The 19,420-nt window shown below is 58.9% G+C and carries 14 protein-coding genes; 3 read left to right on the forward strand and 11 right to left on the reverse strand.

The genetic code is table 11. The features are described from left to right. Positions 1-36 precede the first annotated feature (36 nt). Positions 37-324 (forward strand): addiction module antidote protein, HigA family, encoded by a 288-nt coding sequence (gene higA / locus EPN93_08285; protein ID TAL36475.1) that lies wholly within the window; start codon positions 37-39, stop codon positions 322-324. A gap of 151 nt (positions 325-475) precedes the next feature. Here higA and EPN93_08290 read toward each other — a convergent pair whose 3' ends face one another. The 11 genes from EPN93_08290 to EPN93_08340 all read right to left on the reverse strand — a co-directional run bounded on the left by EPN93_08290 (position 476) and on the right by EPN93_08340 (position 16,536). Then, complete coding sequence (locus EPN93_08290) at positions 476-2,041, reverse strand: long-chain-fatty-acid--CoA ligase (GenBank protein TAL36414.1); 1,566 nt, start codon at positions 2,039-2,041, stop codon at positions 476-478. A gap of 354 nt (positions 2,042-2,395) precedes the next feature. After that, positions 2,396-3,892: an IMP dehydrogenase gene (gene guaB / locus EPN93_08295; protein ID TAL36415.1), complete on the reverse strand. Its 1,497-nt coding sequence runs from the start codon at positions 3,890-3,892 to the stop codon at positions 2,396-2,398. A gap of 174 nt (positions 3,893-4,066) precedes the next feature. Next, entirely contained in the window at positions 4,067-6,526 is a 2,460-nt protein-coding gene (gene sppA, locus EPN93_08300) for a signal peptide peptidase SppA (protein TAL36416.1), read from the reverse strand. A 1-nt stretch (position 6,527) separates the two neighbouring features. Then, the gene (locus EPN93_08305; protein ID TAL36417.1) at positions 6,528-8,897 is read right to left on the reverse strand and encodes a hypothetical protein; all 2,370 of its coding nucleotides are present in this window, start codon (positions 8,895-8,897) and stop codon (positions 6,528-6,530) included. Next, a complete protein-coding gene (locus EPN93_08310) occupies positions 8,894-10,294 on the reverse strand; it encodes a hypothetical protein (protein ID TAL36418.1) in 1,401 nt (466 codons plus the stop codon). Before EPN93_08310 ends, EPN93_08305 begins: the two co-directional genes overlap by 4 nt. Then, complete coding sequence (tmk, locus tag EPN93_08315; protein TAL36419.1) at positions 10,294-10,908, reverse strand: dTMP kinase; 615 nt, start codon at positions 10,906-10,908, stop codon at positions 10,294-10,296. The genes EPN93_08310 and tmk overlap by 1 nt, the downstream gene beginning before the upstream one ends. Next, a complete protein-coding gene (locus EPN93_08320) occupies positions 10,905-12,302 on the reverse strand; it encodes a glucose-6-phosphate isomerase (GenBank protein ID TAL36420.1) in 1,398 nt (465 codons plus the stop codon). The genes tmk and EPN93_08320 overlap by 4 nt, the downstream gene beginning before the upstream one ends. Before the next feature lies 1 nt (position 12,303). Next, on the reverse strand, positions 12,304-13,092 hold the full coding sequence (locus EPN93_08325) for a hypothetical protein (GenBank protein TAL36421.1): 789 nt from the start codon (positions 13,090-13,092) through the stop codon (positions 12,304-12,306). Between the two features lie 160 nt (positions 13,093-13,252). Beyond that, positions 13,253-14,212: a threonylcarbamoyl-AMP synthase gene (locus EPN93_08330; protein TAL36476.1), complete on the reverse strand. Its 960-nt coding sequence runs from the start codon at positions 14,210-14,212 to the stop codon at positions 13,253-13,255. Between the two features lie 13 nt (positions 14,213-14,225). Next, on the reverse strand, positions 14,226-15,440 hold the full coding sequence (locus EPN93_08335; protein TAL36422.1) for a glycosyltransferase family 1 protein: 1,215 nt from the start codon (positions 15,438-15,440) through the stop codon (positions 14,226-14,228). A 247-nt stretch (positions 15,441-15,687) separates the two neighbouring features. Continuing rightward, positions 15,688-16,536 (reverse strand): DUF2490 domain-containing protein, encoded by an 849-nt coding sequence (locus EPN93_08340; protein TAL36423.1) that lies wholly within the window; start codon positions 16,534-16,536, stop codon positions 15,688-15,690. Positions 16,537-16,909: 373 nt separating this feature from the next. On the opposite strand from EPN93_08340, the gene EPN93_08345 reads away from it, so the two are divergent. Continuing rightward, complete coding sequence (locus EPN93_08345; protein TAL36424.1) at positions 16,910-17,755, forward strand: hypothetical protein; 846 nt, start codon at positions 16,910-16,912, stop codon at positions 17,753-17,755. 110 nt (positions 17,756-17,865) lie between these two features. Continuing rightward, a complete protein-coding gene (locus EPN93_08350; protein ID TAL36425.1) occupies positions 17,866-19,404 on the forward strand; it encodes a hypothetical protein in 1,539 nt (512 codons plus the stop codon). Positions 19,405-19,420: the final 16 nt, after the last annotated feature.

The following is a 19,420-nucleotide window of genomic DNA, read 5'->3' on the forward strand; positions in this document are numbered from 1 at the left end:
CAGGCAGATCATAAAAAGACGAAGCAGCGTTACGAGATGGAGCGGAAACCCTCCCATCCGGGCGAGTTGCTGCTCGAAGAAGTCATGAAGCCGTGTGGAATCACCGTGACCGCGGCTGCTGAGGCGTTGCATGTGTCGCGGAAGCAGTTATCGGAGCTGGTGAACCAGCGGTGCATTCTGACTCCCGAGATGGCTGTCAGAATCGGAACCTGGACCAGGACCTCGCCCGAGATGTGGCTGGGGATGCAGAATACCCTCAGCCTATGGGAAGCGCGACAGCAAAAGCGACAGCCCATCCAGGCCCTGGCAGCCTGCAAGGTGTGACACACCAGGGGTCGGCCGAGCCTTCGGCAGGCCCCTCCCCCACCCCATTCGTAGTGCTATCAACCCGCGTGATGGACTTTCACCACCAGGCGTGCGCCTTTGCCGGGCGCACCCATGAAAAAGCCTTCCGTCTCCGGAGGGTTTTTTCGGATTACCTAGCCGCGCTGCCGACCCCGAGCTCGGCCTTGAGTTCCCTCTTGAGAATTTTTCCCGATGGATTTTTTGGAAGCGCATCGGCGATGAAAATCTTTTTCGGGCATTTGAATCCCGCGAGCCTCTCCCTGGCGAAGGCAATGATGTCCTTGTCCGAAAGGGTTGCGCCCTTCTTGGGCACCACGACCGCCGCGACGATCTCGATCCACTTGGGATCGGGAAGTCCTATCACCGCGACCTCCTCGACGTCGGGGAACTGGTAGAGCACCTCCTCCACCTCGCGCGAGGCCACGTTTTCGCCGCCGGTTTTGATCATGTCCTTCTTGCGGTCGACCACGTAGAGGTATCCGTCCTCGTCGAACCTTCCCAGATCGCCGCTGTGAAACCAGCCGTGCGCGAACGCCTCTTCCGTTTTATCCGGATCGCTCAGGTACCCGGTCATCACGTGCCCGGAACGGTGCACGATCTCGCCCACATCGCCGGTGTGGAGGAAATTGCCGTCATCGTCCATGAGGCGCGTCTCGACGTTCAGCACCGGCCTTCCCGCCGACCCCTGCTTCGTGAGCTGGTCCTCCGGACGCAGTATCGTGGCCACGGGCCCCATCTCCGTCTGTCCGTAATAGTTCCAGAGCCGGAGTCCCTTGAAGGTGGACGCGAGCTGCTTGACGATCTCCACCGGCATGATGCTCGCCCCGTACGCGGCCTTCTTGAGCGTGCCATGGTCGTGGTCCTTGAATTCCGGGTGATTGAGAATCCCGATCCATACCGTGGGCGGCGCGAACATGTGCGTGACGCGGTATTTCGCGATGTTCTTTATCATTTCCAGCGCGTCGGCCTTATGCATGATGACGTTCTCCGCGCCCGTATACAGGAGCGGCGCGAGGAAGCAGTGGAGCTGCGCGCAGTGGAAGAGCGGGAGGGCGTGCAGCGAGATGTCGTCCGCGGCGTATTCCCCCTCGAAGATGCAGCTGAAGTACTGCGACATGAGCGCGCGATGCGAGAGCATGGCCCCCTTGGGCTTCGATTCCGTGCCGCTCGTGTAGGGTATCTGCGCAATGTCCTCGGCGCTCACCTCCACGTCGGGCTCGTCGAAGGGCATGGCCGCCATCTCCCGCGGAAGGTCGAAGAATCCTTCCGGTACGGGCGTTCCCGCGAGCGGTATGAAGCCCCACTTCCCGACCGTGGTAAGCGTTGATTTATAGGGCTCGATCACGGGGTAGAGTGCGTCCTCCACAATGAATACTTTCGCCCCGGAGTGATTGACGATGTAGGCGATCTCCTCGCCGTTCAGCATATAGTTAATGGGTACCTGGACCGCCCCGATTTTCGCAAGACCCATGAAGCATATCGGATAGAAATGCGAATTATACGCGTCCAGCGCGACCCGGTCCCCCTTCTTCACGCCGAGGCTCGTCATTAAATTCGCGAACCTGCATATCTCCCTCTCAAGCTCGATGAACGTCAGCTTCACGTCGCGAAACACGATAGCCGTCCTGTCGCCGTGCCTGGATGCCGCTCGCCGCGAAATGTCGCCTATGGTGTCCCTGGACATCCTGTTACTCATATTCGCCTCCGTTAGTTATGAAAACTTTAATGCTTGGTGGAACATTTTTTTTACATGTATCCCGGCACGCAACAATTTATTGTATCGCGTCGGAAAAATATTTCTCAGGACTGTACAGTCCGTATCGCCGGAAGGAAACGGATAAACCGCTAATGAACGCGAATTATAAAAAGACAATGGATATGAATGATGACGGTTTTTCGTGGGAATAGCGCGCCTGAATGGAAAAAATATGGAAGCGCCTAAAATATTCGCGTTAATTCGCGTGCATTCGCGGTCGTCCCTCCGTTGAGAGTCGACCGGAACGCAAGGAATGAAAAAAGGGAAGTAGTGCGGGACTTCGAATGCGGGCCGCTACATGTATTTGGGTTCCTTGTAGGAATACATGTCATGCACGCCGCCCTCTGTCTGCGCGGAGAGGGAGCGCCGCTCGAACCGCAGCTCTCCCGTGTTGAGCCGATCGTGGAGCATCTTCACGCTTCGCGATCCCATGTCCTGGAAGGAATGCTTGAGCCCCTGGATCAGATAGGGGATGAAATCGAAGATGGACCCCTTGTCGACCACCGCGCCGGTGACGCCCTGGGCGACGAGTATCTTCGCCTCTTCCGCGAAGTAGCGTTTCGCACCGCCCTTCTCGAGCGCCTCGAGCGAGGCCATGCCGCGGTAGCGCTTTACGCGCACCCCGTTTTCGTAATAGTACTCGCCGGGAGCCTCTTCGGTTGCCGCGAACATGGACCCCATCATCGCCGCCGATGCGCCGATCGCGAGCGCCTTGGCGATGTGTCCGATAGTCGAGATCCCGCCGTCGGCGATAACCGGCACCCCGTGCCTCCGGGCGAAGCGCGCGGTCCGGTACACCGCCGTCGCCTGAGCGCGCCCGACCGACATCGTGGTCTGGGTGGTACAGATAGAGCCCGGTCCCATCCCGATACGCAGCGCATCGGCGCCCGCCTTGATGAGGTTCTCGCACTGCTCCTCGGTCACCACGTTGCCGCCTATGACCTCGAGCCCGGGAAAACGCTTCTTGATGTATCGGATCATGTCGATCTCGTACACCGAATTCCCCTGCGCGGAATCGATTATCACCGCGTTGACGCCGGCCTGGACCAGGCGCTCGACGCGCTCCCGGGACTCCTCCTTGGTTCCGATCGCCGCGCCCACCATGAGCTGTTTCTGGGAGTCCTTGGACGCGTTTGGGTACTCGCGATTTTTAAGCAGGTCATTCCGGCACATGAACGCGACAAGCCGACCCTCGTCGTCCACTATGGGGAGCTTCCCCTTCTTGGACGCCTTCAGGATCTCGTTTGCCTGGACGAGCGAGATGCCCTTCTTCGCCGTCATCACCTCGCGCGTCATCACCTCGCGCAGCTTCCTCGTGCGGTCCGATTCGAAATCCATGTCCCGGTTCGTCACCACGCCCACCAGCTTCGAGTAAAGCTTTCCGTCCTCGGTGATGGGTATGCCCGAAAAACCGTGCCTTTCCTTTATCGAATCCACGTCCGCGATCGTGTGCTCCGGCGAGAGCACCACCGGGTCGGTGATGAAACCGTTTTCGAAGCGTTTCACCTTTTTGACCTGGGCGACCTGCTCATCGATCGTGTTGTTATAGTGGATAATCCCGATCCCGCCCAGGAGCGCGAGGGAGATGGCCATCTTCGACTCGGTGACCGTGTCCATGGGACTGGATATGATGGGCCGCTTGAGCGTGATGGCGCGCGTGAGCGGGGAGTCGAGCTCCACGTCGTCCGGCGCGAAATCGATGTAACCGGGAAGGATAATTATATCGTTATAGGTAAGTCCCTGGTCGCTGCTGAACAGCTCCTCTGCGGAAAAACCGTCTTTCCTTGCCATATCACCTCTCCGGATCGCCTGGATGGAGTCATAAAGACCGCGGCGCGAGGGGCCGGCTGAAGGGGCCCCGCCGCGAGAATGTAATGAAAGCTACCATGGGCACGTCAATTTTCAAATAAATTACATTGATTACCGGAATTCTCCCGGTTTTGTCAAGAAAAGAACGCGCACCGGCTATTTAATATCGAGCCGGTAGGGCATCATGTACAGATACGGGTCGCTCCCGAAATAAAAACCCTTCAGGTTCGCGGTAAGGGGCTTAAGCGCGCGCATGAGCCCGCCCTCCTTTGCGGTGGCGGACCCCACGAGCTGTACCAGGGGCGATTTCCCGCGTGGGAAATGCAGGACGCGGCATTCATCATCTATGCCGGCGCCGGCACGCGCCGACTCGATCGCGGCGAGCAACCCCCCCAACTCGTCCATGAGGGCCTTATCCTTCGCCTGCGACCCGGTGAACACGCGTCCCTCGGCCACGCCCGGGATTTCCTTTTTATCTATCTTGCGCGCGTCGGCGACCTTATCGGTAAAGCTCGTGTAGATGAAATCGGTTCCCCTCTGGAGCACCTCGCGTTCCCGCGGGGTGAGATCGCGGGATTCGCTGTAGATGTCGGCGAACTCGCTCATCTTGATCACTTCCTTGTTGATGCCGAGCGTCTCGTAGAGTTTCTGCAGGGACAGCTTTCCCGATATGACGCCTATGGAGCCCGTCACCGTGCCGGGCATGCCGTAAATTTTATCGCCCGTGCATGCCAGGAAATATCCGCCCGATGCGGCGACGTTGCCGAACGAGAACACCACCGGCTTGTCCCATTTCTTTTTCAGGGCGCCCAGCGCATGCCACATGTGATCGGACGCCAGGGCCGACCCGCCGCCGGAATCGACGCGCACCACCACTGCCTTTACGTTCTGGTCCGAGAACACCTCTTCGAGGATTTCCGCGTACCCCTCACCGCTCGTGCTCTCGCCCGCGAAACCACCGCCGCCTTCCCCTTCGACTATATTCCCGCTCACGTGGACGACCGCAATCGCGGGGACCGTGCCCCAGCGGCGTGTCCGTTTCACGCTGCGCGCGTATTCCACGCACTCGAGAGTTTCGGAGCGGAGATAACCCCTGTCACGGAGGTCCTTGAGCGCGTCATCGGGATAGAACACGCCGTTGATAAATCCGGCCTCCCGCGCCTCCTGGGGCGTAAGAAATCCCTTTCCAAAAAGCTCGTCTATTTTTTCCCGGTCAAGGTTCCTGTCAGCTATGATCTCGTTGAGGAACTGCATGTTGAGATCGAGGAGGAGCGCCATCATGTTCTCGCGGTATTCATCCGACATCCGGTCCCTGGTGAAAGGCTCGTTGAAGGACTTGTACTTCCCCCGGCGGACCGATTCGATCTTCACCCCGATCTTTTCGAGCACCGCCCTGAAAAAATAAACCTCCGCCGAGAGCCCCGTGAGGGAAAAACTTTCGGACGGGGACATGCTTACCTCGTTCGCCGCGGCCGCGAGATAATATCCCTTGTTGTCGACGTGCGAGAGCGAGGCGTGTATCTTCTTCCCCCTCGCGCGGAACCGTTTCATTTCCTCGCGGATCTCCTGCACCTGGGCGAAACCCAGGTCGTTTCCCGTGATACGCATGAAAATTCCCTCGATCCCGTCGTCGGACGCGGCGTCCCTGATCGCCCCGAGCACCTCGTGCAGGGTGAGCGGGCTTTCCTCGAAAAGCCGGTCCTCGATTATCTCTCCCAGTTCCGGACCGATTTCAATTTTTAGTATCGAGCGCCTGAACACCGGCGCCTCGCGGTCTGCCTCGCCCGAGATGGCGATCGAGAACGTGCTGCGCGAAGGGAGGTTCCTCGTTTTCGCCGCGTGCCCGGCCCCCGCGATAATGGTCGCCGGTTCCCCGGCCTTCGGCGACAGCGGAATCTGCACCCCGAACAGGAAGCGGTTCCCCGCGCCCCACCGGGCCATGACCGAACAGCCGCCGAAAAGCATCTCCGCGGATAGGGCGATATCGGACCCCTCAATTTTTTCGTCCCCGGTTTTAACCGCGTCGGCTGAGAGGGTGAGGAATTCATGAAACGGGCGAAACGATATCGAGGCGGTTTGTGTGCGCGGAAGGCGTTCGCCCGCTATGCGCGGGCCGTTCATGTCTTTAAGCACGTAACCTAAGGCAAAAAATCTCCACGGCTGGAAAACAAGCCCATGCTCGAGCGAGCGATAATGATTGTACGCGTACTGGTCGCTCTGGGAATACGAGTAGGTGACACCCAGCCCGAAGTATTCCCCGAACATAACGCTCTTCCCGATCGTGTAGAGTCCCGCGCCCGGGCGGACGGGCCTGTCCGCATTCGCGGTCCATATCTCGCGTATCCAGCTTCTTGAAAACGTGAATCCCCAGGCGTTGAAAATCACAAGGTGGTTTACGCGATCCTGCGCTTCGCCCATGTCCGCGGAGTAGCCCAGGCTGGAGGCGCGGGGAACCCCGCCCAGCGCCGGATTCATCAGGGGGCTGAAAGGCCCCTGGAAGTAGCTCGCCGGCCCGAACCTGTCGCCGGGGAGAAAAGGATTTTCCGCGCCACGGGCCGGTACGGCCGCGGCGACGCAGGCGACCAGAAGCAATGACTTGATCAATCCGCTGTTCATCTCAAAGCACCCTGAACCCTATTATCGTCAGGTCGTCGCGGATGAGTTCCTTGTATTTCGCCGAAGCCTCCATGACCGCGTGTACCTTTTCCCCGATGTCTTTTTCCCTCATGCGCAGGAGGATGTCCCCCACCGATTTTTCACTGAACTGCTGTTCGGACTTCTCGTCGAAAATCTCGACCAGGCCGTCGGTATACGCGAAAAGCTCGTCGTCCTTCGACAGTATGAGCCTGGAGGAAAAATAATTCGCCGCGGGATCGGCGCCCAGGATCTTCGAACGACCCTCGAGATACTGGAGGTCCTTCCTGCCGGCGCGCATGAGGATGGGGGTGCAATGCCCGGCGTTGATATAGGCGAGCTCCCTCGTTTTCTTGTTATATATGCCTATGAAAAGCGTGATCAGGTCGACGCCGTTGTAACGGAAGTTGAGGAAGTGATTGATCTCCTCGACCGCCCTCTCGATCGACCTCTTCTCCCCGAGCATCGCGTTCACGATACTGCTCGTCATGGACAGGATCATCGAGGCGGCAAGACCGTGCCCGGACACGTCGCCCATGATGATCGCGGTTTTATCCCTGCCTACCGGGATGAAATCGAAATAGTCCCCGGTCACCTTGCTGTACGGCTTATTGTAAAAACTGATCTTGAGCCCGCAGCGCTCGGGGGCCCTCGCGGGGAAAAGCCGCAGCTGGATGTTCGACGCGATGTCGAGCTCCTTCTCGTAGCGCTTCTTTATGATATAGTTGCCGAACAGACGGTCGTTCTCTAGGAGCTGGTAGAGCTGCAGGGACACCGTCTGCAGGTAGCCGAACTCCTCCTCGGTGTAAGGCTCGCCGCTGGCCTTTTCGCCCACCAGCAGGGCGCCGCGAATCTCCGGGCCCTTGAAGAGCGGGACCGCCATGAGCGAGCCCCTCTCCGAAAGAAAACGGTAGAGCTTTTCCTCCTGCTCGTCGTTCATGATAAGCGTGTAGCGCAGGAGTATTCCCTTATTGACCCGGAAGAAGGCGGCGAACTGCGGCGATTTCCCCGCATATTCCATGAAGGAGCTTATTTCCGGATTCTGGTCGCCCGTTCGATCCTCGAAGAGCACCAGCTTGAGCATCTTCGAACCGGTAAGCGAGCGGACCTCCTCGAATATTTTTCCGAGTTTCGCCGGAAGATCGGCGGGCGAGGAGACGAGCTCGGTTATGTGCTGCAGCGACCCCGAGTAATAGTCCCGGAGCTTGAGCACCGCGTTGTTTATGCGAACGCCCAGGAAATGCTTGAGATCCAGGAGGTAGATCATGAGTGTCCCGAAGACCGCATAGTACGCCGTGAGCTGGTAACGGTATCCGCCCGCGTTGGATATGTAAAACAGGAAGAATCCCCCGATGAGCGCGATCACGACGTTGAGCATGGTGATGATCGCACCCCGGTCGAAATACACCTTCATATCGAAGGAATTGCTCTTTAACAGCCGCGTTCCGATAAACAGGGGGATGAGAAGCGTCATCACGGGAATGGTGCCCGGCGGCAGGGGCAGATCGAATTGGAATCCCAGGAGAAACAGGCCCACGGGAAGCAGGAAGCCGGCCAGCATGCAGACAATGACCGAGACGTTCCGATTCGTCAGATAATGGTTCGGGTTCCTGACGGTCGAAACGGCAAGCCATGCAATGGAAAATCCCGCGCAGGCCGCGAGATACGTAAAATACAGAGAGAACACGAAGGCAGACGATTTTACGAAGGGCAGCGCGAGCGGGGAAGCGGTCATAATGACGCCCGCCCCGGCAAGAAGGGCCGCCGTCCCCCTGCTCAATTTCCGGTTGGCGAGATTCAGGCCGATAAGCACGCCCAGGTAGCCGAGCACCGCACCCGAAGCAAGAAAGACCGCCGTGAGCCGGTTGTAGGAAAACAGGTCGATCACCGTGAGGATATGCACCGAAAGCGCGAGTCCGAAATAGACGAAAAGCCGCGCAAGGTAGCGGTGGGAATATATCACCTGCACGGCGACCGCCCACAGGAAATGGATATCGGCGCACAGGATGAGGAAAAGAAAAAACCACAACAGGTCGGAGTTCATCCTTCCCGCGAGAAACTCACTTACGGTGATCTCGTCGCCGTGCTGTATCGTGATCAGGACCTTCTCCCCGGCCGCCCTCGACAGCGCCTCGGCCGCATCCTGCGCGGTCACCGCTTCCCCGTTTATGTGGGTGATCACGCTTCCGTAGGGAAGGGGCAGGTCCGAGGATGCGATGCCGGCGACGAGCGTATTCCCCGCGAGAAGCCTGCCCAGCGGATACTTCGCGCTGAAATCCAGGGCCCTGTTGAAGAACAGGATGTTGAGACCCACCATGCAGAGGACCACGAGCGCGTACCACAGCCTTCTCATTGCCGGCCCTCCTCTAACCTGATAACGATGAGGAGCGAATCGAGCCCGGTTACGGACGACCGTTTTTTAAGCTCCCCCGCGAGCAGCGTTCGAAGCCTTGCGGCGGTCGCATCGGCGTGCCGCGCGATGAAGTCCGAGTAGAACGCGGCGTTGCCCTCGATGAGCTCGTAGAAGTGTCCGCAGGCGATTATGCACGCGTCCCCCGGATGAATCTTCAGGCTCTGCGAGGGGCCTTTGCCGGAGGGCCGCACCGGCTGCAACCTGCCGTCGCGCTTCCTGAACACGAGCGGCGGCGCATACCTGTCGTTGATGAAGTTGAACTCGCCCCCCTGGTGCACGCTGCCGTGGATAATGGCGAGCTCTTCGCGCTGGAGACCCCGTTCGCGGGCTGTCCGGTTGAGCCGCGACAGAACCCGCGCGGGGGGAAATCCCATCCGCGCGAAGCTCTGGACGACCGCCTGGACCCCGGGCATGATTATCGACGTGCCGGTGATGTTTCCCCTGATCCGGTAGGCCGATACGCGGACGTCGTCCTCGAGGAGCTCGTTCTGGAACACGTCGTAGTATTCCCTGATTATGAGCGAACCCGGCTCATGGAACACCGCGATCGAGACACGGCCCGCCGAAAGCGTGTCGTGCGGGAGAAATTTTTTCTGAACCCTGCCCGCGAGCTCATATTCCTTTTCAAGCTGCTTCTTCTTCACCATCTCGTTGAAAAGGAAGGCGTTCACCGAGAGAATCGCGATCTTCGAGGCGAATATCTTGAGCAGCCGTATCTCGTTGTCCGAGAGCCAGCGCCTGCGCTCCCCCGTGATGATGAGTCCCAGGAACATCTCGTGATAGTATATCGGCACCACGATCTCTCCCCCGATGTTTTCGAGCTCCGTGATGATCGTGTTCTCGAAATGGATCGACGGGTTCAGCTTCCCCTTGATGATGATGTCATCGGGCCCGCCGATCACCTTGAAGAGAATATTGTCCGACATGATGCGCGCCTTGCGGATGGTGCGCTTTCTCCGGTCGCGCTGGTAGAAGATGTTGAACTCGTCCTTGTCCTGGTAATAGAAGATGAGAAGCCCGGACTTGACCTTGATAAGGTTGAGTATCTGGTCGAAGGTCTCCCTGAGTACCTCGTCGTAGGATTCGAGCGAGAGTATCGAATCCACGGTCTGTATGTAAAGGTCGCTGTAGCGTATGGGGCTGATAATAAGGTCTATGGAGGTGCGCAGGTAGTTCAGCAGCGGGAGCAGGGAAATAATAAGGACAAAGAAAAAAAGGATGAGGGCGCGTCCCTCCAGGCGCTCGTGAAAAAAGAAAATGGAGACGCCGATAAGACCTCCCGTGAACAGGAGGTTCAGTCCATAGGTGAGGGCGATATTTTTAAGCTTGTTCCTCATTACGCTCCGAATGCGCGCTCCATGTCGTCCCGCACCGCCCTGAAGAGCGATTCCGGGTCCGCCGAGCCGTCCATCACGGAAAAGCGCTCGTCCGCCATCGCGAGGTAATGGGCGCGTACCCGCTGGAGGAATTCCTGCTTTTCGAAAAGGTCGTTCCCCGTGCCGGTGTCGCGCCCGCTGATCCGCTCGAGCGCGGCCTCGGGCGACAGGTCTAGCAGGTACACCCGCTGGGGAATCGGGAAGCCCCGGCGCACATTCTCCTCGAGAATCGAGACGGGCGGGATTCCCCCTGCCCCCTGGTAGGCCGCGTTGGAGTAGAAATACCTGTCCATGAGCACCAGGCGGCGGTGCCGGATCGCGGGAAGTATGTTGTTCTCCACGTCATACTCGCGATCCATGAGGAAGAGCCGCACCTGCTCCGCGGCGTCGGGGAGTTCCGGCCCTTTGAGCATCTCCCGGATTTTTCGTCCCCAGATCCCATCGGTGGGCTCCCTGAGGAGCACAGAGGGCAGCTTGTTCGACAGGAAGTGGGCGTGAAGCCGCGCGCACAGCGTCGATTTTCCGCAGCCGTCTATGCCCTCGAACGCGATGAAAAGGGGAAGCCGGAGCGTCATAGTACGAATGTCGCGCTCTTCTTGTAATCCTTCTCGAACGCGGTGCGGAATTTTTCGTACCCGGGCCTGTTGAGCAGCCCAAAGGTGAAATGCTTTCCCTGTTCCACCGCCGGCTGGTCGTAGGGATTGATATCGTACAGGTAGCCCGCGTACGCGGTCTGCATTTCCATGAACATTATGAATTCGCCCACGGTCTTCGCGTCGAGCGCGGAGAGGATGATCGACGCGCTGGGCCGGGATGCCATCTTGAGCGCGAGCTCCGTCGCCGATTCCTCGAACCGGTTGAGCTCCCGCAGGCTCTTGCGCGAGATGTAATCGAGCTCCGGGTTTCCCTTGTAGAAATCGGGGATCTTCACGTCGCGGCCGAACTTTTCCAGTTTGAGGAACGTGATCACCTTGTCGTTGGGGCCCTCCAGGTAAAGCTGCGCCTGCGAGTGCTGGTCTATGGTCCCCAGCGCCGGGACGGGCGTGAGCCCGGATACCAACGGGGCCCCGCGCATGTTCCGGTTCTTCCCGAGCGATTCGGCCCAGAGCTGGCGGAACCAGTCGGAGAAGAGAAAAAGCTTCCGCGTGTATGGCATAATTACGCTGATACGCTTTCCCTTGCGGGTATCGAACAGGTAGTGGAAGGCCGCGTTCAGGAGCGGGGCGTTCTGTGCGAGCGGTTTCCCGTAAAAGCGCTCCACCGTGGTACGGGCGCCCTTGAGCAGTCCCATGATGTCGATGCCCATGAACGCCGCCGGGACGAGACCCACCGCGGAAAGGACGGAAAAGCGTCCCCCGACATTCGCGGGGACGGGGAAGGTCGCGAACCCCTCCGCGTCGCTTATTTTTCTGAGCACCCCCTTCTCCGGGTCCGTGATCGCGACAATGTGGTCGCGGTATTTCTTCCCGGCTTTCTTCTTCAATTGTTCCAGGAGGATCGAAAAGTTCGCGTTCGTTTCCGTAGTCCCGCCGGACTTCGAGATCACGAGGAAAAGCGTTTTCCTGACATCCAGCAGGTCCTTCATCGCCTCGATCTCGTACGGATCGACGTTGTCGAAAAAGAACATTCTACAAGAGCCCGCCCTCTTCTTTTTATCGAGCTCGTTCAGGTAAAGGTGTGAAAGGGAGGCGCGCAGTGCCTGCGCCCCGAGCGCGGACCCCCCGATCCCAATGACGGCGACAGAGTCGAACTTCGTCCCCGCGGCGGCGCGGAATTTTACGATCTCCCGCGCAGTTTTCAGGTCGAACGGCAGTCCCAGAAAGCCAAGCGCGCCTGCGTCTTTTTCCCTTTCCATGCGCGCGAGCGCCGCTACGGCACGCTCCTCCACGCCGGTAATATCGGCCCGGCCGATACCGTGCTCGGCGCCTATATGCTCGTCCATGAAATAGTTGTAATCGAACCTGATCATGTCAGGAAACCTCCGTAATGGTCTTGTTCTCGTACGGCATGATACGGCGCACGTACAATTCCGTTGCGCCCACCGTGCAAAGGCTCATGCCCAGGAATCCCAGGACCGGCACGAAGGTGATGAGCGCGAATCCCAGCCCCACGCCCGCCGTCATGAACTTGAACCGCCACAGCACGTCCATCTTCCTCCGAAACTCGTAGCGATGACGCTCGAGCGCGAAATCGAAAAAATTGAATCCGAAAAAGAACATCGCGGCCGAAAAGCTCAGCAGCGAATACACCGCCGACCCGATCCCGGGAACGATGTTCAGCGCGAGGAACAGGATATTGAACATGACGATGATGAAAAGGAATTTCACAATGTTTTTCGTCATCCGCCAGATATCCCGCGCAAGAATGCGCAGGGAAAACGGCTCCTCCACGGCAGTGCCGGCGATTATATGTTCCACCCGCGCCGAAAGGGGATCGTTGAACGGCGCCGATACGATGTTTCCGGTAATCGAATAAATGAAGAAACATGCGATGGTGAGCAGCAGGAAGAGCACGGGTCCCGCGATCCACCGCAGCACCGCCATGTACCAGGCCTCGCCCTGGAGCAGGGCGCTCGCCATCGGAAAAAGACTGCCGAACGCCCACCAGAAGATCGCGACAATGAGAAACAGGTTGAGTACGAATGGAATCGCAATGTACCTGAGAAGGCCCTTGTTTCGTGCGATGAACGATACGGCCCTGAACGGTGCGGACACTCCCTCTGCAAGTAGACCGAGCGCCGCAGGCATCTGCGCATCCATAACGGTTCCCCTTTTTCTGAAAATACCGAGAGTGCGGAAACCTGCGCATACGGAAATCGGCCCATGCACAGGTATGGTAGGTTTCACGTCACTTGAGTGCTGAAAATTAATATACCAAATGGCCGGTTTGTCAAATAAAATATAAGCGCAGACCGGAGGCTTACCCGCGGGAGGCGGCCCTGCGCAGCCTGTTCATGATCGCGCGGCCCACCCCTTCCTCCGGGACCTCCTCGGCATAGATGACGTCCAGCCCCAGGCGATCAAGCTCGTGCAGGGAGGCGAACAGGCGCGCCGCCGCCTCGCGCAGATCGCCGGTGGGAGAAAGCACCTCTATCCTTTCGAATCCCGGTGCATCGTGCGGGTCCATGAACGCGATGAGGCCGCAGCGCCCGGTCCGCGGACCAATTTCCTTAAAGCTTTTCACGACCCTGACCGGGGTGCGCGGCGAATAATGCTGGTTCATCTGTCCCGGCGCCTCGGGGACCGCCCTGGCGCCGCTCGCGTCAGCAAGCCTCGCCCCCGCGAGCATCTCGATTTCCTCGACGGTTACGCCCCCGGGCCGGAGCAGCGTATAACCATCGCCGCTGATTTTTACGATGGTCGACTCTACCCCCACCGCGCACGGGCCCCCGTCAAGGATCAGGTCAACCCGCTCGCCAAGCTGTTCCTCGACATGCGAGGCGGTGGTGGGGCTAATATACCCGAACGGGTTCGCGCTGGGCGCCGCAAGGGGAACGCCGGTCTCCTCGATAAGCGCGCGCGCGACGGGATGCGCGGGCATACGCACGCCAACGCTCGGGAGCCCGGCGGTCACGATGTCGGGGACCAGGTCTTTTTTCGGGAGCACCAGCGTGAGCGGACCGGGCCAGAAGCGTTCGATAAGCCGGAGGGCAAGGGGCGTAACCCCCGACACGAGGGCGTCGAGCTCCTCGATACGGGCGATATGCACGATGAGGGGATCGAAGGAGGGCCTGTTTTTGGCCTCGAATATCCGCGCCACGGCCCTGCCGTCGTCCACGCGCGCGCCCAGTCCGTACACGGTCTCCGTGGGAAACGAAACGATGCCGCCGTCCCGCAGGATGCGCGCGGCGCGCAGGATAGCGTCCGCGTCCGCGGTCACCCTGGACACGGGCTCACCCCTTCCTGTTCTTGACCATGGAAGCGTACAGATCGAACAGCATGTCGAAATGATCGTCCATGGTTCCTATCTTTTCCCTGCTCGCGGCGACACAGGCTTTTGAGAGCACCTTCCGGTCGCGTTCCAGGATTTTAAGCATGGCCGCGGCGCAGGCGGAATGGCTCCCGGTGGGATAAATCTCCGCGTAGTTGGGCCTCCCCAGGTCGGCCGCGCCACCACGGTCGGGGACGATCACCGGCGTCCCGGAACAGATCGCCTCGGCGACGACGAGCCCGTAGGTCTCGGCCGCAGAGCCATGCAGGAAGACATCGGCGCTCGCCATCACGTCGGCCATCTCTTCCCGGCTCCTCGTGTAGCCGGCGAAGTGCACGCCCCTGAGCTTGGCAATGCGACGCAGCAGCCATTTCCGCTGGGGACCGTCCCCGTATATGACGAGCCCCATGGGGCGGGATTTGGACGCGATCTCGAACGCTTTGAGCAGGGTGCCCAGCCTCTTCTCCGGGTGCAGGCGGCTTACGATGATGAAGAGCGCCGCGTCATCCGGCATCCCGCATTTATCGAGAATGGCTTTCCTCACCTTCACCGAGCGCCTCTTCGGGGAGAAGAGCGTTTTCTCGATCCCGAACGGCACCGATTGAGGATTTTTCAATCCGAAGCGTTCCAGCTTATCGGCGAGCCATTTTCCGCTCGTCACCGTCACGTCGAAATGGCCGCTGATGCGACGCAGGTAACCCCAGAACAACCCGAATAATCGGTCCACCCGGTCCATGCCCAGCGCGTTCCCGAAAAAGGTCTGCGGGTACACCGCGACCGGGTCCGAGTGATAGATGAAGGACTTCACGGCGTCGCCCTTCCATTTCGCCACGAACCAGCCTCCCATCCACGGCGACGAGCCCTCGACGACGTCCGGCTTCTCGCGGTCGAGTATCTCCCTCACCCTGTTCTTCCTCAGCATGACGAAGTACCGGGGATCGAACGGCATGTGCGGTCCCTTCACCCAGACGATGCGTCCCCCCAGGAGCTCGCTCTCGCCGTTGTCCGGGCCCGGCGCGACGATCACGATCTCGTGCCCGGCTTTCGATCCGGCCTGAAGCTTCTGGCGCACGTAGGTGCGCACGCCGCCGCCCTCCTCCGCGTAGAACTCGGACACGTCGACTATTTTCAGCTTTTTTCTGGAAGGCGCTTTTTTCATTGTGTGCTCCCCGGGCATCTCATGTGAAGCGAACCATGTGCATGAATTCGATCAATCGTGCCCTCAGCCTTAAAGTACAGCGGCCAATTGTCAATAAATAACTTGGAGCCAAGAAGCGGCAGGGATCGGGGACCGATACGCACACGCCCTTCGATGGATTCCATTGCTCGACGGTGCGGACGTATCGGCGCGGAACTATGCCCGGTAAAAATAATAGCGCCCCCGGGTTTCCCGCGGAGGCGCTTTTGTCAGGAGTAAGCCCTATCTAATAAAGCTTCATCTGGTATGAGAGCACCAGGAAGAGGTAGTGGTCTTTCTCCGTCAACCTGCGCTCGTTGGGAACCCCATACACCGTCTGAAACATGTACAGAGGGGTGATCGCCATCCCGGGAGCCAGGGTATAGCTGAATCCTGTATAGAAGCGATTCTGGTTAAGGCCTTTACGCTCGAATCCGGGGCTCATTCTTTGGGATGTAATATCCTTGGTGTCTTTATCCTCGATGACGCCTACGAATATCTCGTCGCCCACCAGGAGACGAAGGGTGGGATTCACCGAATACTGTACCCTGAAGTACTCACGAACGAGGAGGCAATGACCATTCGCCAGCTTGCTGTCGCTCTTTCCGGCGAATGCGGCAGTGTCGTCGTTTTCATAAAACGATGAATAAAGCTTGTTATGTAGAATGATCCTGTTCCAGAAGGTCCAGTTCCCCATCTTGTAATCGATCGTGGGTACTATTTCTATATTATGCGTATAGAAATACTGGTCTTTGCCCTCATGAACTCGGGTGGGAAATCCCTGGTAATAATACCATACCGGCAGCTTGAAGGTGAAATCGCCAAACTTTTGTACGTACATGGGACCGGCAAAAAGCTCCCATAAGAAGGTCTGCTTGGGAAATGTATTTGTGGCGGACGCCTCATTGTGATTATCCCTGCTGTACTCATAGCTGTGGCTTCCCAGCACATCGAAGCCCCAGTTTTCGGAAATCATCGCCGTATAATTCAGATAAAGCCACGAGCGGTACGCCTCCGCCGTGTGGATAGTTTTCGCGGAAACCGTACCCGCGAACGCAAGAACCACGAATAAAATTACGAGTAACCTTTTTATCATTGAGCACCCCTCATACTATGAATAGTGCGGCGTCTCTCGCAACCCGGACCCTCACACACGGGGTCGCCCGTGTGTATTTTCCGTGGATACCTTTGACGCCGAATCTTTTTAAAAAATTAACGCGCAGTCTATAAGGCTAATCTCGTATGTCAACATAAATTCCGTTGCATCGGGGGAGAGAAACGATGAACCATGTTCATTATCCGTCATACGGACTTCCAACCCGCCCATGACTTTTAAACCGCTACGGGATCGCGGAACTTTTTTCATATAGCATTATGCTGAATAATCGTGTTTACGCCGAAAATTTTTGTTTCCTCCACGCTGCTCTTGATGAATAGTATGCTGGATATCCGACAGGGGAACAATGTCCATGTTCATACGCGCGCTGTCCCGGGCTTACGACACCATACAGGCGTTCTGGGAGAAAAACCGGACGGTGAAGGTGCTCGGCGCCCTCCTGGTCACAACCTATCTTTTTTCGCTCATGCTCATCACCCTCAACATGTGCGGCTTTCTTCCGGAATACCTGTCCGAAAACATACCCATGGGCCATTTCCACGCCGTAACGATGACCTTCACCCTCCTGCTCGTCATCGAGGTGATACAGCTCATCCTGGGCATCGCGCGTTCGGTATCCTCATCTATGGGCATGCAGTTGGAAATACTGTCCCTCATCATGCTCCGCAAATCGTTCGTGGAATTCTCCGGCCTGCACGAGCCGCTTCAGTGGTCCGAGGTTTCACAGGCGGTATTCCCGGTGCTTTCCGGCGCCGGCGGGGCGCTTTTCATTTTCGCTGGTCTGATACTCTATTACCGCTGTATCCGCCACCAGCCCATCACGGGCAATTCCGCGGACCAGGAACACTTCATCGAATCGAAGAAAATACTTTCGCTGCTCCTGCTTGTCGTCTTTTTCACCATTATCGCCTTGTACTGGTACGGCATGGCGGCGCGCGGGGAATCGTTCGACATATTCAGCGTATTCTATACGGTGCTCATCTTCAGCGACATACTCATTGTGCTCCTGGCAAGCAGGTTCAGCTACACCTATCCCATCGTGTTTCGCAACACGGGGTTCGCACTCGCCACGGTCCTGATAAGGATAGCGCTGACCGCACCCCACTATTACAATGCCGCCCTGGGCGCCGGGGTGATCATCTTCGTACTCGCGATAATGGCCGGCTACAACCGTCTCACACTTCACCACGCGGAATGAAAAAGGTCTGCGGCCGCCTTCCATGATCCGCCAATCACCGGGAGCTTTTGCTGTTGACAGCGGACATTAATTCTGCCCAATTCTCATATCATATGAATGCCCTTCGCTACATGAATGCATTATCACACGAGCCTGTTGTGCGCGGGATTCTCTACGCGTGCGTGCTCGTCCTTGCCACGCTCTTTCGCCCCCTTCCATCCCAGGCCGCCGAAAGGCTCCTCGTGGGCGTGGCCGGCATCGAGGCCCGGAACCCGCGCGCGGCCAATATCGCCTCGCTCACCGGAAGCCATCTCGCCAACGTCCTCGCCTCGGCGGGGGTATTTTCCGTGGTAAATCAGGCCCAGCTCGAGCGCGAGCTTAACGCGTTCGGCTGCACGGACGAGCCCTGCCTGCTGCGCTTCGCGCGGACCGCGGGCCTAAGCCTCCTGGTGCGCGGCAGGATCGAATCGGAGAGCGACGCGGCCCGGCTGGAGCTTTCATGCTATGCCATGGACGCCGCGTACAACGGCAAGCTCGTCTATCGCTATTCGGCGCGCATAGCCCTCAGCCGCCCCAACATCACCGCCCGCGAACTGGGCTACCTGAGCGAGGAACACGCGGGGGCGTTCATCGCGGGCGTGCTGCGCGCGTACCGGCACCCCTACCGCATCCGCACGACCGGCGGCCGCGTAACCGCGGACACCCCCTCACCGCTGAACGGCCGTTTCACGGTCTACCGGACCTCGTCCCCCGCGGCCGAGGAGGACGCTCCCCGCGATTTGATCGAAGCCGGGGAGCTTGAATTTCAAAACGGCTCCGCGAAGCTTCCGGATCGCGCGGCCGCGTTCCGCGAGGGGGATTTCATTCTGCAGAACTTCACCGCGCGCGCCGATTATCTCGACGAATTTTACCGCGGGCGCAAGAAGGAGCTCGTCTTCGAATCGCACTCCCCGGCCGACACGATCTACATCATGCTGTTCGGCGCGCCCGCGAGCGTGAGCATGCCCCTCATGGCCCCCCTGGGCTATTACGTATACGGCGACTACGCGGGCCTTGGTCTCTGGGCGGTGAACGTTTCGCCCTGGCTCTATCTCGAGGCGGACGGGTTTCTCAACCGCCCCTCGAAGCTCAGGGAGGACCATCGCGATATTTCCCGCACGCGCGCCGCGCGGTACGACTTCGCGCTCTACATGGCGCTCTCGGGCGGAATCCCGCTTTTTGTGGACGCGTTCGCTCACCAGTATCTCCGCGACGCCGCGGAGTATTCGGGCACGCAGCCGATTATCGGCAACCCGTGGTCGGCGGCCTTTCTCGCGCTCGCGTCGCCGGGCGGGGGACATTTTTACCGCGGCTCAAGGGCCTGGGGCTATTTCTATTTTCACCTGGACAACCTCCTGGTCTACTCGATCCTGAACGAGTTCGCGCACGCCACGCGTTACGATGCCGCGGGTGAGCAGTACGCGCGCGCCCCGCATGATCACCGGCGCGGCTACACGCTCCTGTACGCCCTCGCCGCGGTGAAGCTCGTCGAAATCGTTCACGCCGTGCTCACCCCCGACGCGATTTACACGGGTGAAGCGCGCGGCGAGGAACTCGCATTCCAGCCGTCAATCTATCGCGATGAACGCGGCCATACCGTCGTGGGCGGCGGTTTCGCCCTGAGGTTTTAGAGGCACTATGGGGTCC

This window comes from Spirochaetota bacterium (assembly GCA_004297825.1).
Taxonomy (GTDB): Bacteria; Spirochaetota; UBA4802; order UBA4802; family UBA5368; genus FW300-bin19.

What these genes read in the sequence shown, in the direction of transcription:
- EPN93_08345 (TAL36424.1), top strand. Translation starts at nt 16,910, where the DNA reads ATGTTCATACGCGCGCTGTCCCGGGCTTACGACACCATACAGGCGTTC.
- higA (TAL36475.1), top strand. Translation starts at nt 37, where the DNA reads ATGGAGCGGAAACCCTCCCATCCGGGCGAGTTGCTGCTCGAAGAAGTC.
- EPN93_08305 (TAL36417.1), bottom strand. Translation starts at nt 8,897, where the DNA reads ATGAGAAGGCTGTGGTACGCGCTCGTGGTCCTCTGCATGGTGGGTCTC.
- guaB (TAL36415.1), bottom strand. Translation starts at nt 3,892, where the DNA reads ATGGCAAGGAAAGACGGTTTTTCCGCAGAGGAGCTGTTCAGCAGCGAC.
- EPN93_08290 (TAL36414.1), bottom strand. Translation starts at nt 2,041, where the DNA reads ATGAGTAACAGGATGTCCAGGGACACCATAGGCGACATTTCGCGGCGA.
- EPN93_08310 (TAL36418.1), bottom strand. Translation starts at nt 10,294, where the DNA reads ATGAGGAACAAGCTTAAAAATATCGCCCTCACCTATGGACTGAACCTC.
- EPN93_08325 (TAL36421.1), bottom strand. Translation starts at nt 13,092, where the DNA reads ATGGATGCGCAGATGCCTGCGGCGCTCGGTCTACTTGCAGAGGGAGTG.
- EPN93_08340 (TAL36423.1), bottom strand. Translation starts at nt 16,536, where the DNA reads ATGATAAAAAGGTTACTCGTAATTTTATTCGTGGTTCTTGCGTTCGCG.
- EPN93_08335 (TAL36422.1), bottom strand. Translation starts at nt 15,440, where the DNA reads ATGCCCGGGGAGCACACAATGAAAAAAGCGCCTTCCAGAAAAAAGCTG.
- EPN93_08320 (TAL36420.1), bottom strand. Translation starts at nt 12,302, where the DNA reads ATGATCAGGTTCGATTACAACTATTTCATGGACGAGCATATAGGCGCC.
- tmk (TAL36419.1), bottom strand. Translation starts at nt 10,908, where the DNA reads ATGACGCTCCGGCTTCCCCTTTTCATCGCGTTCGAGGGCATAGACGGC.
- EPN93_08350 (TAL36425.1), top strand. Translation starts at nt 17,866, where the DNA reads ATGAATGCATTATCACACGAGCCTGTTGTGCGCGGGATTCTCTACGCG.
- sppA (TAL36416.1), bottom strand. Translation starts at nt 6,526, where the DNA reads ATGAACAGCGGATTGATCAAGTCATTGCTTCTGGTCGCCTGCGTCGCC.